The organism is Thermoactinomyces mirandus, from assembly GCF_013868055.1.
GTDB classification, from domain to species: domain Bacteria; phylum Bacillota; class Bacilli; order Thermoactinomycetales; family Thermoactinomycetaceae; genus Thermoactinomyces; species Thermoactinomyces mirandus.
In genome coordinates this window covers 28791-44932 of sequence record NZ_JACEOL010000007.1, presented here as the reverse complement: position 1 = coordinate 44932, position 16142 = coordinate 28791, and the positions used below count along the sequence as shown (strand labels likewise).

Sequence of the window (16142 nt, the reverse complement as noted above, 5' to 3'; positions counted from 1 at the left end):
GAAAACGTCAGATCCTCTCTGCCGAGTGACTGTTTAATTGGTTATTCTGGGTCTGATACTTTGGTGGAATGGCCCGGAAGATGCCATCCAGAATGATTACACAGTTGTCTTTACCTGAATAAAATTGGCGAGAATTTGCCGCCCATATTCGCTCAATATCGATTCCGGATGAAATTGTACCCCTTCAATCGGGAGATAACGATGGCGAATTGCCATAATCTCTCCCTGATCGGTTTCGGCACTGATCTCCAATTCATTGCTTAAGTGACGACTACTGACAATCAGGGAATGATAACGGGCCACCGTAATGGGTGAGGGAATTCCCTGAAAAATGCTGCGTCCGTCATGGCTTACCCGGGAGGTTTTTCCATGCATGAGCCGGTTCGCCTGAATCACTTTTCCTCCAAATGCCTGTGCAATCGCCTGATGTCCCAAGCAGACCCCCAAGATGGGAACTTGCCCGCTCAACGATTTGATTAAATCCAGACAAATCCCGGCTTGGTCAGGAGTTCCAGGACCGGGAGATAAAACAATCTTCTCTGGTTTTCTCTCATTTATTTCATCGACGGTAATTGTATCGTTGCGTACGACTTCGATCTCTTCACCTAGTTCACCCAAATACTGCACCAAGTTGTAAGTAAAAGAATCGTAATTATCTACGACCAGGATCACTCGTCTCATCTCCTCTCATTCTCATCAAACTAAGCTCTTCTAATCACATTATTTTAACACATGGGCATTGAATCTTCATCCCCATCATTGATCATGCCAAAAAAAGCTATCCTTGTTTAAAAGGATAGCTTAAGTACAGAAAAATTATATACTGAAAAACAATTTTCGGGACTTTTTTCGCCTCTGATCGCATAAGGAACTTGCCTTTGTAATCAGTTTTTTCCATCCTCGTCGATTACAACCTGCTCTCTGGCTCCGGAATTTGCTTGAATTTAATCGAACTGAAACAGGGGCGTGGTCAAATAACGTTCTCCACTGCTTGCCACGATCGCGAGCACTTTTTTGCCTTCACCCAGGCGGCGGGCAATTTTGATTGCAGCCGCGATGGTTGCTCCAGAGGAAATTCCGACAAGGATGCCTTCCTCCCGCGCCGCGCGACGTGCCCACTCAAACGCTTCTTCATTGCCGATTTTAAGAATTTCATCATATATTTCCGTATCGAGAATGCCAGGTACAAATCCTGCACCGATCCCCTGGATTTTGTGCGGTCCCGGTTTTCCACCAGATAAAACCGGAGAACTGGACGGTTCAACAGCGACAATATGAACATCACGATTGTTTTCCTTCAATACTCTGCCTACCCCTGTAATCGTACCACCTGTACCGATACCCGCAACAAACGCATCCAGTTCTCCACCGGTTTGTTCGACGATTTCCCTGGCCGTTGTTTCAAGATGCGCTTTTACGTTATCAGGATTTTCAAATTGCTGCGGGACAAAATAATCCGGATTCTGTTTCTTGATTTCCTCCGCTTTGTTAATTGCGCCTTTCATCCCTTCCGCACCCGGTGTAAGTACAAGTTCTGCCCCATAGGCTTTCAACAGGTTTCTCCGCTCCAAACTCATCGTATCCGGCATCACCAATATGGCCCGATACCCTTTTGCGGCTGCAACCATCGCCAACCCTATTCCTGTATTTCCACTGGTTGGTTCCAGGATTGTGGAACCCGGTTTCAGTTCTCCCCGTTTTTCGGCCCCTTCAATCATGCTAAGAGCAATCCTGTCCTTGACACTGCCACCCGGATTAAAATATTCCAGTTTCAAATAAACATCGGCATCCGATTTTCCAACAATCCTGTTCAACTTTACGAGAGGTGTTTCACCAATCAGTTCAAGAATATTGTTACCAACCCGCATTTGTAAAAGCCTCCTATTCCGAGTAAACTTATAGGATTTATTGATTACATAATATCAACAATGAATGGTAATTGTCAAACAATTTCTTTTAAAATACTTTTTATTTGGTCTTCATCAAACAAATATGTTTCATTGCAAAAGTGGCAGGTGACCTCCGCTTGTCCCAGTTCATCCAAAATGGATAGCAATTCCTCTTTGCCAAGTGACCGCAGCATCGCCCTGGATCGTTCCCGGGAACAATTGCATTGAAATCGAACCGGGATTTTGTCCAGGATTTCCATATCCTCCCCGATTAAAAAGCACAGCATTTCTTCGAGAGTTTTCCCGTTTTTTAACCGCTCCGATATCGAATCCAGTTTGGTAATTTGCCGTTCCAGACGTTGGATCTTTTCGTCCGTAATCCCGGGTATAACCTGAATCATATATCCACCTGCCGCAAGAATGTCTGCTCCTTTTACCAATACACCCAACCCGACAGAAGAAGGCGTTTGTTCCGATGTCGTAAAATAATAGGTGAAATCTTCCCCAAGTTCTCCCGAAATTATGGGTGAGACACCGCGGTATGGTTCTTTTAAACCAAGGTCTTTTACTACATAAAGCATCCCTTTGCCTACAGCTGAAGCCACATCCAGTTTATAATCCTGATTGCCCTCTACCTGCGGGTTATCTACAAATCCGCGCACATGCCCCTGACCATCTGCATCCACCATAATCTTTCCGATTGGCCCATCCCCTTCAATGCGAATAAGCACTTTATGCCTTTCCTCTTTCAAGGTAAGCCCCATTATTGCTCCCATGGTCGCCACCCTTCCCAGCGCGGCACTCACTACGGGGAAAGTATGATGGCGACGTTGCAATTCCTGAACCAGACTGGTGGTAAGTGCAGCAAAGCCACGCACTTGGCCATCTGCCGAAATTGCCCGAATTGCATAATCCTCCATATTCACCAATTCCCTCCTATTAAAAAAGGAACCCCTTGTCGCAAGAAGCCCCTTTTTTATCCTATTTATTTTACATTTCGTTCGTAAATCAATTTCAGCCCTTCAAGAGTTAAAAAAGGATTGACTTCATCAATTGTTTTCGTATCACCACTGATTAATGGAGCTAACCCTCCTGTAGCAATCACCTTGGGACGTTGGACAAACAGTTTTTCCATGCGGGAAACGATTTCATCAATAACTCCCACATAACCATAGTATATTCCGGCTTGCATCGATTGAATCGTATTTTTTCCAACCACTGAATCCGGCCTTGCAATTTCCACTCTTGTCAGTTTTGCCGCCCGCTGGTACAAGGCTTCCGCCGAAATGTTGATTCCGGGGGCTATGGCTCCGCCAAGATAGTTGCCGTCCTCATCGATATAACAGAAAGTAGTTGCGGTTCCAAAATCAACAATCACCAGCGGAGGACCATATATCTTAATGCCGGCAACAGCGTTGGCAATCCGGTCTGCCCCCACCTCCCGCGGATTATCGTATTTTATATTCAGACCGGTTTTTACTCCAGGCCCCAGGACGAGCGGAGTCCGATGGAAATATTTTTCAACCATTTTACGCAAAGCAAAGGTAAGCGGCGGGACAACCGATGACAGAATCACTCCCTCAATTTCTCCCGTTCTTACATTTTTATCTGACAACAAATTTTTCAACTGCATGCCATACTCATCTTCAGTCGCATTGCGGTCTGTATGCAAACGCCAGTGGTACAGGAGTTTTTGCTGATGATATACCCCCAACACAATATTCGTGTTTCCAACATCCATAACTAATAACAGTTTTCTGCCCAAGTTCTCCACCTGCTTCAACCATGTTTATGTTTTCCATTATACAACAGTCAATTCCTTTTACATGATCCTTTCATCTTTATTTTATTGAACTCCTGAAAAAAGAGGCGTCACCCGCCTCTTTTTTAACAGTGGTTTATTTTTTATCTTGGTCGTGATTTACCGGATCGTTGTCAATGAAAGGATTTATGGCGGAACCGGATTCCTCCTTGTTTAACCCGTTGCCGGAACTATTGGGAAGTACGTCAGATTGAGTCCGGGAAGTGTCATCCTGTTTTTCAGACTCTTTTGTATTGGTGGAAACATCTTCCTTGGATTGGATGTTTACTTTGACTTGATCTTTATCTTCTATTTTCCCATTCTCAATAAGCTGCTTAATCTGTTCCTCATCCAGAGTTTCCCGGTCCAGCAAAGTTTGAGCCAGCAGTTCCAGTTTGTCGCGATGTTCCAGGAGCAGGTTTTTCGCCCGATTGTAGCAGGAACGAACCAAATCCTGCATTTCGGAATCAATCTCATAAGCCACTTTGTCACTGTAATTGGACTCATGTCCAAGATCACGTCCCAGGAACACCTGTCCCTGAGAACGTCCAAATGTCATAGTAGCCAGCCGTTCGCTCATGCCATATTCGGTAATCATGGAACGGACAATTCCGGTCGCTTTTTCAAAGTCGTTGCTGGCACCCGTACTTACTTCACCAAAAACAATCTCTTCGGCAACGCGTCCTCCAAGCAGTCCGGTTACCCGGTCCAGCAATTCGTTTTTCGTTGCAAGATACCGGTCTTCTTTTGGCAGCATCATTGCATAGCCGCCAGCCTGACCACGTGGAATAATGGTAACTTTATGGACAATATCGGCATTAGCCAGATAATATCCGCAAAGCACATGCCCGGATTCATGGTAGGCGACAATTTTGCGTTCCTTCTGGCTAAAGACCCGGCTTTTCTTCTGGGGACCTGCAATCACACGATCAACTGCTTCATCGATTTCTTCCATCGAGATCTTCTTCTTATTATATCTTGCAGCAAGAAGTGCAGCTTCGTTTAACAGATTTTCCAGATCCGCCCCGGAGAATCCGGTCGTCCGCTGGGCAATGACTTTCAATTTCACATCATCTGCAAGCGGTTTGTTGCGTGCATGAACTTTTAATACCGCTTCCCGTCCTTTGACATCGGGCCGATTCACGAGAATCTGACGGTCAAAGCGGCCGGGACGCAACAGGGCAGGGTCAAGAATATCCGGTCTGTTTGTCGCAGCCATTATGATAATTCCGGCATTGACATCGAAACCGTCCATTTCCACAAGCAACTGGTTCAGTGTTTGTTCACGTTCATCGTGACCACCGCCAAGACCGGCACCGCGCTGACGTCCAACTGCATCAATCTCATCAATAAAGATTATACATGGTGCATTTTTCTTTGCCTGTTCAAACAAATCACGAACACGGGACGCCCCAACACCAACAAACATTTCCACAAAGTCGGAACCGCTGATGGAAAAGAAGGGAACTTTCGCTTCTCCTGCAACAGCCCTTGCCAAAAGTGTTTTCCCGGTTCCCGGAGGGCCGACCAAAAGCACCCCTTTCGGAATCCGCGCCCCCATCTGCGCATAACGCCGGTTATCTTTCAGGAAATCAACTATTTCAACAAGTTCAGCTTTTTCCTCATCTGCACCTGCCACATCATCAAAAGTAACCCGCCTTTTTTCTTCGTTATACAACTTGGCTTTGCTTTTGCCAAAGTTCATGACACGGCTTCCGCCGCCTTGCGCTTGATTCAACAGGAAGAAGAAAAGGAAAAGAATGACAACAAAAGGTATGATGTAAGTAAATAAGGTGATCCAGATCGAGTCACCTTTAGGCTTTTCATAAGTAACCTTTACATTTGCCTTTTGCAAATCAGTCAGAACCGTTGAACCATAGTCAGCTGGTCCGCGTGTTACAAAAGATTTATTGGGCTGGTTTTTAAACTTACCCTCGATATAATAAGTACCCCCATCCAATTGCACTTTGATGTCCGTCAGTTGATTGGCCATCAATTGTTTTCTGTACTGATCATAACTTAACTGGTTTGTATCTGTTGCCGGGTTGGCAAACATATTTACAACCGCGATGGTTACAAGGATGAGGATAATATATAATACTCCATTTCTGAGGAAGTAGTTTTTCATCCCTGGCCTCCTCTCAATCCACTTGTATCATTTTATCATAGCAAGCAAATAATTCTCAACAAAATCCAAAGGATCTAGCGTGTGTAAACCTCTTTCTTAAGAATGCCTATGTATGGGAGGTTTCGATATTTCTCCGCATAGTCCAAGCCATAACCGACGACAAAAGCATCAGGAATCGTAAAACCACTATAATCAGGCCTCAGGTCTACTTTACGGCGTTCCGGTTTATCCAGCATGGTAATGATTTTCACCGATGCCGCTTTCCTTCCTTTCAGCAATTCAACCAGGTAGCTGAGCGTCAAGCCGGAATCAATAATATCTTCGACAATCAGGACATGACGTCCTTCGATCGATGTCTCCAAATCTTTCATAATTCTTACAACGCCGGAAGATGTGGTAGAATTACCATAGCTTGAAACAGCCATAAAATCCACTTCAATCGGGATTGTCATTTCCCTGATCAAGTCTGCCATAAACGGGACAGCACCTTTTAACACACAGATGCATAGCGGGTTTAAGCCTTTATACTCCTCGGATACAATCCTCCCCAGTTCCTGTACCTTTTTCTGAATTTGCTCTTTTGTAAGCAGTGTTTCTGCAATATCTTCATACACAATGAATCCTCCTAACCTCCACAATTGATCCCATCAATTATTTCTGACGGAACCTCAAGATCCCATAACAAGTAAAGAAAACGTGAAGTCTTTGATGTAACGGGTGCCCTGTCTGACCTTTTCACTCCGGGAATCCAGATCAATTCATCTCCGGATCCCACAATCGGATATCTTGCTCTCAGCTTTCTGGGAATTTTTGCTTCCATCATTAAGCTTTTTACTTTTTTTCTTCCGCTCATACCTGAACAGCGCATTTTATCTCCAGGTTGCCGTACACGGACATAAAGCGGGTCCTTGAGGAGATCCAGGTCAAAAACGGCCTTGTCACAGGCATTCCTTAGTCTATGTATGGGTTGGTCAGACTCTATTATTTCCATTGTACCCAAGAATCCCGGCAATGAAGCTGTCCCGAAACGGGGTAACCAAATAAATTTCTGCATTTCATGCTTTAATTCAGCATCATCTGGCGTTAAAGACATTTTTTTGATAATCAGCTTGCCATACACCCGTTCAGCCACAATCTCTTTAAACAGATGGATCATCGCGGACGGATTTTGGTTTTTGGCCAGATTCCGAACTTGATCTACCTTGTCAAGAGAAAGTTCCGTTACTTCTTGATGGCAAAGATAACTTAATATTAGTTTAACCACTCTTCTTTGTAAAGCAACCGACAGGTGAAGAAAGCTTGAAAGGTCGAGAACGTAACTGTTTTCAGTTTTGCCTGCAACAACCTGGTTAAACGCCTGGTTTACCAGGTGTTCCCATTCTTTTTCTTCTTCGCGGATCAATTCAGATAACTTCAGGATCGCTTCTTCAACCCGGGGATTAAACGTCTTTAATAAAGGAATCAATTCCTGACGAATACGATTCCGTGTATAGACGGACGACCGGTTGCTGGAGTCTTCACGGTACATGATGCTGTTTTCTTTACAAAAAGCGATGATTTCTTCTTTGGTAAATTCAAGAAACGGACGGATTAACACATAATTCTCCCATCTTCTCACCCATTCCATACCGGCAAGCCCTTTTATGCCGGTTCCGCGGATCAGGCGCATCATGACCGTTTCCATTTGGTCGTCGGCGTGATGTGCCAATGCCAATCGGTTGACTTTTCTCTTATCCGCCACCTGTTTAAACGCCTGATAACGCAAACGGCGGGCAAGCGCCTGTTTGTTCCCCCCCTGCCGTTTCAATTCACCCGGCACATCCACATGAACCACATCGATGGAAATTCCCCAGTTTTGCGCACAAAGGGTTACATATTTCTCATCTTCATCACTTTCTTCGTCCCGCAAATGGTGATTGACATGAACTGCAAAAGCCCGAAAACCAAGAACCTGCTCCAACTGTTTCAGGGAATAGAGCAGAGCCATGGAATCCGGACCGCCGGAAACTCCAACCAATATGTGATCATTCTGTTTGATCAATCCTCTCGACTCAATTTCTTTTTGAAGCCGTTCCAGGAACAATATCATCTTCCCCTTATAAAAGAAAGGCCCGGGATGCCCCCCGGGTTTATTAATTATTCTACCCTCCTCCATCATATCCTTTTTTATGGAGGGAGGCAATTTTATAACACATATCGGAATTGCCCGCACAAGACTCAGACATTCCTGATTGCCTGCGGACGTACCAGTTTTTTTACTCCCGGCATACGAATCGTGGACCACTCAGGAGCATGCTTTTCAACTTTAGATACGACAATCGTCATATCATCCATAATCCGCCCTTCATGATACCGAACCATTTTCTCCAGCAGACAGTCGGCAAACCCCTGGGGATCCTTGGTATCTATTTCCCTGATCAGACGGATCATAAACGCGTCTTTATTTACTGCATGATGCGGGGCGTCATAAACACCGTCTGTCATCAGAATAATCATGTCCCCAGGCTGCAGTTGCATCTCGATCGGTTCAAATTCGATATTGTTCAGGATGCCGATCGGAGGGTTTGAAGCAGACAGGGTAAGCACTTTTTTGCCCCGCTTGATGAAACCCGGGGTCGAACCGATTTTCATGAATCGCCCTTTCGCTGAATTTAAATCGACCATTGCCAGATCAATCGTCGCGAACATTTCATCCGCTGAACGCAAACTTAATATGGAGTTGACCGTATCCACAGCCCGCTCTTCATTCATCCCGGCTAGCAGGAGACGGCGCAACAGTTTCAATGCCGCACTGCTTTCTTCCTGTGCCCGCTGTCCGTTCCCCATCCCGTCAGACAGTGCCACTGCGTATTTTCCCGTCCCCAAATTCATGTAGCAATAACTGTCTCCGGAAATAATGCCTCCACCTTTTGCAGCAAAAGAAGCACCGGTTTTCATCTCATAACGTTGTGCTGATCCCAGGGTAATCACCGCACCAGGCGACCCGTCCCTGACAACTTTCCGATAAACTGCAATGGGTTCTCCCAAAATCTCCGTAAGCAGTGGAGCAACCAGTTTTTTACACTCATCCAGTCCCCTGCGTTCAGGCATAATCACTTCAATTTCCACCTTGCCCTCTTCCAGGTTAATAATATCAACACGTTGAATGGAAAGGCCAAGTTCCTCCAGCGCTTCATGGATTTGCTCTTCGTGAGCTGTCAGGACCTGTGTTTCATGTCGAATCTCCCTGGTCAGCCTGGACATGACTTCCGCCATACCGGCAAGCTGGTCTGATACCAGACGCCTGGACTCATACATTTTTTCTTTCCAGTAGATGTTTTGCTCATATCGGGCATACTGCCGTTGAATCGAAGCCAGCACTTTTTCACTCCGCATACAGTAACTCTGCCATGCCTCCGGAATCGGAGCCGGCTTCTGTATTCCATTTTCCTCAACCTGGGCCATCAGGTTCATCATGCCCTGATATGTTTTTACCACCTTTTGCTCCCAGCATTGCGCAAACTTGCCGCATCCAGAACAAGCTTGATCCATAACTTCCGAGATAAAGAATTGGGCCTGATCCTCATCCTCTTTTTTGTACTTCGTCACATCTTTCCGGAAGCTCAGCGCCAGTTCCTGGAACAATTCGGTGAATTTCTCCATTTTGGATGCTGTAACATCCCTGAGCCGTTTGATATATTCCTGATGAGCCATATGATTTTCCAATGTACCGGGGACATAGCGGGCCAATGACTGAAACAGTCGATCCGGCGTCAGAAGAAACAGGACAATCGCCACTGCCGATTCCTGCATTGACAGCCACATGGCTGAAGTTCCGCCATCATACAATGTGAGAATTGCAGAACCCAGCAGAAATCCGATCGAAACACCAATCTTTTTCCCTTCTTTGAACAGACCGGCCAACAATCCGGCAAATGCCAGCAAACTGATTTGCAGAATGGCCTGCGTGTCAGACAAACTCAAAATAATACCCGTAACCACGCCCATTGAAGATCCCATCATGCCTCCGCCGACCAGTGCCAATATCAAAATCGCATACCGCGATATGATGTTAACAATGGTTAATTCTCCCGCTTCCCATCCCATTGTTCCAGTCATGACCGAACCCATCAATATAACGAGACAGACGAGTTCTTCCTGGCGCAGGGAGATCCGTTTTTTCTTTACGGTAAAGATGGGCAGGGATTGCACAAAAATAAACGTCAGGATAAAGCTGAGCAGCACTTCAACCCCTGCCAGCAGCACCTGGTATGAATTCCAGTCTCCCCACCACCACCCGGCCAGGTGGGCCACGATACTGCTGATCCCTACTGCAAAAGGGGAAAAACTGATTTGTCCTTTTCCCACGACATCAAAGCCTTTTTGAATAATGAGGTAGATCCCAAGACTTCCTGTCATTTTGGCCATTTCAAAGCTGCCAATTGTTGCAGCTCCTATAATCAGGGATAACATGACGACCGGCCACTGCTTTCTGGCCATATGATAGATCACCGCTAGATACGCAATCGCAAATGGTGAGACGGTATCAAGGATCGTTGCTCTCCCCAACAGTCCCCCCATCAGGATGATCGGGATATTCCACATCCTTGCCAAACGGTAAATGATCCGCTTTTGCCTGCTTTTCTGCAAACCAAACCAGTTGCCCACCGGACGAAACAGGTAATTTCGAAAATGCGTTCCTGTTTGCATGTTTCTCACCTCGCGATCAGATTGTGCCACCCATTATAGCGAGGAAACAACCGGAAAGTTTGTCACAATATCTGGAGAGACAAAATTTTTTTACGACATTTTTTCAAGTCATCTCTTCCCCTGCTGCTTTCTGATCCGCTCACAAATATTATCCGGAGAAATGCAAACAAATGAACCCCCGGTTTCCTCCAGGAGTTCACTCAGATCTCGTCATTCTTTGTCGTTATCTCTCAAGCCGGACATGGGAGCGACAAAACTTCCAACAACTTGCCATGCTGTCCGCAACCTTGTCGAAATCATCCTCTAGTGGTGCCGGGTTGGGGAATCCGTCAAAGGATACATGCTTGCCTTGCGAATAAACGAGGGAATGAGCTTGTGATTCCTATGCAGCCGAATCATTTGGTCCAGCGTTCTGAGCGCGTGTACCTGCTGTTTTCGTTTCAGCTGTCCGCGTTCAATGGAATCGGCAAATTCATCAACGTCAATCAGGTGATAATGGTCTTCCGGGTCAATGATCAGATCCAACAGCAGGTCTACCATTACGTAGCGCAAGCGTCCCACTTGATGCATTTGCATCACATCGCAATAATAATAGAGGAATTCCCCGGAGCGTCCAAACACCTTGGAAATGGTATACCCCTTGCGCACAAAATAATAAGTGAGGAAGATCCGCTTGCCATCGGGATTGGCATACTGTGTGGAAAAGCAATGGCGCCCGCGCCAATCGCGCACTTTTTCCGTATAGGTTTTATTTACGGTGGTAAACTTTATTTTCTTAATGACAACATTCACACAATCACTCCCATATGCTCATCACAAGCAGCTAAAAATAACACAAAAAAAAGGCGATGTCTACCCAATCGGGTCAGCTCGCCTTCTCCTTACACTTTTGGTAGCGGCGGAGGGCCTCGAACCCCCGACCTCACGGGTATGAACCGTACGCTCTAGCCTGCTGAGCTACGCCGCCACATTTTTGGTTGCGGGGACAGGATTTGAACCTGCGACCTTCGGGTTATGAGCCCGACGAGCTACCTGACTGCTCCACCCCGCGTCATTTTCCATTCGTTCAGCGTCGCGAACAGACTCTATTATACAAAGCAGCAGCGCAGTTGTCAACACCAAATTTATTTTTTATATCCGGGATTAACCGTCATTTGTAGAGAAGGTATCTTTTCCGGATCTCCTTAAATTTATTCAATTCATCATTCCACTGACGAACAATCTCTTTGGCGGATTTCCCCTCGCCAATGAGTAACCGTAATTGATCCGTCCCCGCCAAAAGGTCTATCCAATATCGTTCCCCGGATTTCACCCAGGCAAACTTGCCGGGGTACAACTTTCCCGTTTTCTCGATGATGGCAATTCCTGTCAATACGGGATCGAACCGGTCACAGTCGGTAATATGCAACTGTACGCCGCCAACTGTTTCTCCCTCATATTTTGAAAAAACAGGGGTAAAATATGCTTCCCGAAAAAAAACACCAGGCAAGCCTTCCTGATTTAAAGCAGCGGCCAATTCCCACCCCCGGATATAAGGCGCCCCGATCAATTCAAATGGACGGGTTGTTCCTCTGCCTTCCGACAAATTGGTTCCTTCAATCAATCCCAGGCCAGGATAGGCACAGGCCGTTAACAGAGTGGGTATATTGGGAGAAGGCATTATCCATGGCAACCCCGTTTCCTCATAAGTCTTGTCGCGCGTCCACCCTTTCATCCTGACTACATGCAGGTCTGCCTTGTTTTTTATCTGGTCATTAAACAGGAGCGCCAATTCTCCAACCGTCATGCCATGCCTGAGAGGAATCGGAAACCGCCCGACAGAGGATTCATACCCTTTTTTCAGTACCGGCCCCTCTACACGCTTGCCTCCAATCGGATTCGGACGATCCAGGACGTAAAACGGTTTGTGAGAAATGCCTGCTGCTTCCATCGCGTTTGCCATTGTATAAATATATGTATAATATCGGGTTCCGATATCCTGCAGATCAAAAACAAGCACATCAACTTCTCTGAAAAGGGGAACGATTTCTTCGGGCGTTTTTCCGTACAAATCCTCAAACCCGATCTTTGTTTTGGGATCGACCATGGAACCGGGCTTTTCTCCGGCCTGTTCCGTTCCGCGTATTCCATGTTCCGGACCGAATACTTTTGTAACCCGGATTCCCCTGGCCAGCAGCGCATCAAGTCCATGCCGGTAATCAGACGCAATGCCGGTCGGATTTGTAATAAGCCCCACACGCTTGCCCTGTAACTTTTCTGGATCAGCCAAAACCTGTTCCAGGCCGGTTACAACCGTTTTATCATTTTTGTCACTAAAACAGAAAAACAGAACTCCAGCCAAAACCATCCCTATAACCGGGAAAATACCCACTGCCCATTTTTTCACATGGAAAACCTCCCTGCTTTCAGGGTATTCCCTGCCGCGACATAAAAAGCCTCTTGTTCCCCTTTCAGAACAAGAGGGCGGTTTTTATTACTCGCTTTCCTTCTTCTCTAAGGAATAGATTTCTTCTCCCGGTTTGCCGTAACCCATTTTATGAGCCAGTTCCAACATATAATCTTCTGACTTCAATTTTTGGACTTCCTGCTTCAGTTCCTTCTGTTTCAACTGGAGTTGCGCCAACTGCTCCTGTTTGGCAGCCAATTCCTTTTCCTGTTCCCACACACGCAATTGCTGGATAAAACTTTGTATTACTGCCCAGCAGATAAATACAACCACGATGACCAACCAGATCATCCGGCGCCTCCGGACCGCCGGATGCAAAGGACGAACCGGTTTTGGTGAGGACTGTGGCTTTTGCTGTCTATCCGGATTGAGCGGGCGCTGAAATGTAAGGATTTTATCTTTGCCATGTTGAAAAGGCATGTTTATCCACCCTTATCTCTTCTTATTCCACCATGCTTTCACCTTTTGGCTTATCACTTTTCCTTTTTGGAACCAAGGCTTCCACCAGGGATGGACTCGCACAATAACCGGGCGAAACAGAAAAACAAGCGGAGACAACATCAATCTGACAACGGCATGAATTCCCTTCCAGAAGAAAAGAATAATCCGTTTGCTTACCGCCCAGACAGCATTGACGGGCACCCAACAACATAGATAAAGCAGTCGAAAAAGGAAAGACAGGATGCGTTCCACAAAATTTAACAGCATACGAATTCCGTAAATCACGTGACGGCTTGCCCACTTAAAATAGATGAAAAAGCCCGCACATACGGCAACGAAAAAATAAAAACGAAGTTCTCCCCAATTACTCCAAAACAACAATCCACACACCAGGGCAGCCGAAACAATCCAGTAAAGCAGGTCAATGAGGGAGACCAGCCAGCCACGCAGTCGGAAACGTGCCGTCAAAACCCGGTAAAAATCGAGAATGAGCCCGATAAAAAATCCGGACCCAAACATCAAAGCCATCGTAAGCCATTGTGCCTGCAACGTCACTTGAAGATCCTGCTCCAGACACTTTTAGCCTTCTCCTGCGCAGGCATGGATACATCCAAATAGCTCATATCCGCAATGTGGCCTTCTATGGAAACCCGCCCCTGATCCAGATCCAGTGTTTTTATATGCAAGTCCTGCCCCCTGATCCCCAGGTATCCATAATCCGTTTGAAGCAAAAACTCTTCACTGTCAAAACTCTCGACCCGGGTTACACCGCTGACTTCCAATGTGTTGCGGTTTGTCATCACAATTTCGTGCGGGTGACCACCAAATGTTTCTTCCATATCACGTACCTCCTCTCTTGGTACATGATATGGACAAAGTCTCTTTCATAGAACTGCTTTTCACAGCAGATAAAACGCAGAACCACCTATACTTCCTGTTCCCGGTTTGCCGCTTCTTCACGCAAAAGGGTATACAGTTGCCCTGCGTCCTCTTTGCGAACGGAATTCAGCAGCTTTTCCACACGTACCGTCACAATTTTTTGTCCGTAACGAATTGCAATCTCATCACCGACAGACACGGTTGTCCCCGCTTTTGCCGTTTTGCCATTGATTGTAACCCGTCCCTGGTCACACACTTCCTTGGCCAATGTCCGTCTTTTCACCAAAAAGGATACTTTTAAAAATTTATCCAAGCGCATGATGACACCTTCTGTCTTTTAACAATTCTTGGGCAACAAAAAAATCCCTGCCATTGACTCTTTATAAACCTGATTTTTTATTTCCCTTCTCCAGACGCTTGGCTTCATCCCACCACGCATCCAGATCCGCAAGAGAAAAATCTTCCCAGTTTTTCCGGGACATCTTCACTTTACTTTCAATATAACGAAAACGACGTTCAAATTTGTAACACGCATCCCTCAGGGCCAGTTCCGGCTGAACCCCGATAAAACGGGCAAAATTGACCAGGGCAAACAATATATCCCCCAGCTCCTCTTCCTTTTCTTCCTGCGTTTTGGCATTACCGATTTCTTTCAGTTCCTCCCGGACCTTTGCCAGAACCCCTTTGTGATCCTCCCAGTCAAATCCCACCTTGGCCGCCTTTTTCTGCTGTTCGTACGCCAGCATCAGGGCCGGAAAATTTTGGGGGATTCCATCAAGAATGGACACGGCTTCCTCTTTCTTTTCCCGAGCCTTGATCATGTCCCAGTTTTGTTTCACATCTTCCGCTGTCCCGGCTTCCGCTGTCCCGAACACATGCGGATGGCGACGAATCATTTTGTCGTTCAGATGGCGTATTACATCATGAATATCAAAAATTCCTTCTTCACTGGCAATCTGGGAATGTAACATCACCTGAAGCAATACATCTCCCAATTCATCCGCCATCGCCTCAGGATCCTTTTCTTCAATTGCCTGCAAAAACTCATACGCTTCCTCAATCAGGTAAGGGCGCAGGCTTTCATGTGTCTGTTTCCGATCCCACGGGCAACCCTCGGGGCTGCGTAACAAACGGATTACCTCTACCAGATAGTCAAACCGGGAATAAAAATCTGTATCTTTTTTCAGCGGAGGAACATAGACAGAAGTAAGATCGCTGAAATTCTCCTCGTGGTCCAGTTCATGAAGCGAAACGGTCATGATTTGTTCCCGACCTTCAATCCCGCAAGCAGTCGCAATCTTTACCATATGATCATCCGGATAGAGATCCATCAGTGTCAATTTGACTTCTGATGCCACAAACCGGCTGTAAACCTGTGCGACCAGCACATGGTTCCTTGGATCTATGCTGGAGGAGGAAAAACCGGTCCCGTCTACCAGCTGAAACCCCTCAATGGGATCGATTTGCAGGCGGGCAAAAAAGGCATCCAAAAAGCTGCCGCTTCCGCCCCGGACATCCACCTCAACCTTATATTCGGCTTCTTTTTCCAAAAGAAGCGAAACGGTGCGTTCGGCAACCATCGGATGGCCGGGAACAGCATAAACCACCGGGGAATCCCCTTTGGCGGCTTCCAGTAAACGCCGGACAATTTCCTGATAAACCGAAGCAAAATCATCTGCCGCTTCATAAACATCATCAAATGAGGTAAAGGAAATCCCTTCTTTCGCCAGCCAATCCGCCACTGGTGTCTTGATCGTCCTTAAAAATACGGCATCTGCTTTCCTTAACGTCTGCAAGGTTCCCAAAGAAAGGGAATTTTCATCACCAAACCCCAAACCGACAACGATAATTTTTGCTTCCATCTTTCTC

The 16142-nt window shown here is 46.3% G+C and carries 15 protein-coding genes and 2 tRNA genes; all 17 read right to left on the bottom strand.

Annotated elements, in window-relative coordinates:
* Positions 1-96 precede the first annotated feature (96 nt).
* The 17 genes from H2C83_RS02845 to yabN all read right to left on the bottom strand — a co-directional run bounded on the left by H2C83_RS02845 (position 97) and on the right by yabN (position 16135).
* Positions 97-672: an anthranilate synthase component II gene (locus H2C83_RS02845; RefSeq protein WP_181737565.1), complete on the bottom strand. Its 576-nt coding sequence runs from the start codon at positions 670-672 to the stop codon at positions 97-99.
* Positions 673-944: 272 nt separating this feature from the next.
* Complete coding sequence (gene cysK / locus H2C83_RS02840) at positions 945-1868, bottom strand: cysteine synthase A (protein ID WP_181737563.1); 924 nt, start codon at positions 1866-1868, stop codon at positions 945-947.
* 74 nt (positions 1869-1942) lie between these two features.
* Positions 1943-2809, bottom strand: a complete 867-nt coding sequence (gene hslO / locus H2C83_RS02835) for an Hsp33 family molecular chaperone HslO (RefSeq protein WP_181737614.1) — start codon at positions 2807-2809, stop codon at positions 1943-1945.
* Positions 2810-2874: 65 nt separating this feature from the next.
* Entirely contained in the window at positions 2875-3642 is a 768-nt protein-coding gene (locus H2C83_RS02830) for a type III pantothenate kinase (protein WP_181737612.1), read from the bottom strand.
* A 145-nt stretch (positions 3643-3787) separates the two neighbouring features.
* Complete coding sequence (gene ftsH, locus H2C83_RS02825) at positions 3788-5818, bottom strand: ATP-dependent zinc metalloprotease FtsH (protein WP_181737561.1); 2031 nt, start codon at positions 5816-5818, stop codon at positions 3788-3790.
* Positions 5819-5892: 74 nt separating this feature from the next.
* Positions 5893-6432, bottom strand: a complete 540-nt coding sequence (gene hpt / locus H2C83_RS02820; RefSeq protein ID WP_181737559.1) for a hypoxanthine phosphoribosyltransferase — start codon at positions 6430-6432, stop codon at positions 5893-5895.
* Between the two features lie 11 nt (positions 6433-6443).
* Entirely contained in the window at positions 6444-7901 is a 1458-nt protein-coding gene (tilS, locus tag H2C83_RS02815; protein WP_220183968.1) for a tRNA lysidine(34) synthetase TilS, read from the bottom strand.
* 134 nt (positions 7902-8035) lie between these two features.
* The gene (gene spoIIE / locus H2C83_RS02810) at positions 8036-10507 is read right to left on the bottom strand and encodes a stage II sporulation protein E (RefSeq protein WP_181737555.1); all 2472 of its coding nucleotides are present in this window, start codon (positions 10505-10507) and stop codon (positions 8036-8038) included.
* A gap of 303 nt (positions 10508-10810) precedes the next feature.
* On the bottom strand, positions 10811-11299 hold the full coding sequence (locus tag H2C83_RS17585; RefSeq protein ID WP_181737553.1) for a ribonuclease FAU-1 family protein: 489 nt from the start codon (positions 11297-11299) through the stop codon (positions 10811-10813).
* Between the two features lie 98 nt (positions 11300-11397).
* Positions 11398-11474, bottom strand: a tRNA-Met gene (locus H2C83_RS02800).
* A 7-nt stretch (positions 11475-11481) separates the two neighbouring features.
* A tRNA-Met gene (locus H2C83_RS02795) sits at positions 11482-11558 on the bottom strand.
* A 99-nt stretch (positions 11559-11657) separates the two neighbouring features.
* On the bottom strand, positions 11658-12893 hold the full coding sequence (locus H2C83_RS02790; protein ID WP_312853833.1) for an exo-beta-N-acetylmuramidase NamZ family protein: 1236 nt from the start codon (positions 12891-12893) through the stop codon (positions 11658-11660).
* Between the two features lie 87 nt (positions 12894-12980).
* On the bottom strand, positions 12981-13373 hold the full coding sequence (locus H2C83_RS02785) for an FtsB family cell division protein (RefSeq protein WP_181737551.1): 393 nt from the start codon (positions 13371-13373) through the stop codon (positions 12981-12983).
* A 12-nt stretch (positions 13374-13385) separates the two neighbouring features.
* Positions 13386-13949: a spore cortex biosynthesis protein YabQ gene (gene yabQ, locus H2C83_RS02780; RefSeq protein WP_181737549.1), complete on the bottom strand. Its 564-nt coding sequence runs from the start codon at positions 13947-13949 to the stop codon at positions 13386-13388.
* Complete coding sequence (gene yabP, locus H2C83_RS02775; protein WP_181737547.1) at positions 13946-14233, bottom strand: sporulation protein YabP; 288 nt, start codon at positions 14231-14233, stop codon at positions 13946-13948. Before yabP ends, yabQ begins: the two co-directional genes overlap by 4 nt.
* An 86-nt stretch (positions 14234-14319) precedes the next feature.
* Positions 14320-14592 carry an RNA-binding S4 domain-containing protein gene (locus H2C83_RS02770; RefSeq protein ID WP_181737545.1) on the bottom strand — a complete coding sequence of 91 codons (273 nt, stop codon included), beginning with the start codon at positions 14590-14592 and terminating at the stop codon, positions 14320-14322.
* A 61-nt stretch (positions 14593-14653) separates the two neighbouring features.
* Positions 14654-16135 (bottom strand): bifunctional methyltransferase/pyrophosphohydrolase YabN, encoded by a 1482-nt coding sequence (yabN, locus tag H2C83_RS02765; RefSeq protein ID WP_181737544.1) that lies wholly within the window; start codon positions 16133-16135, stop codon positions 14654-14656.
* Positions 16136-16142 lie beyond the last annotated feature (7 nt).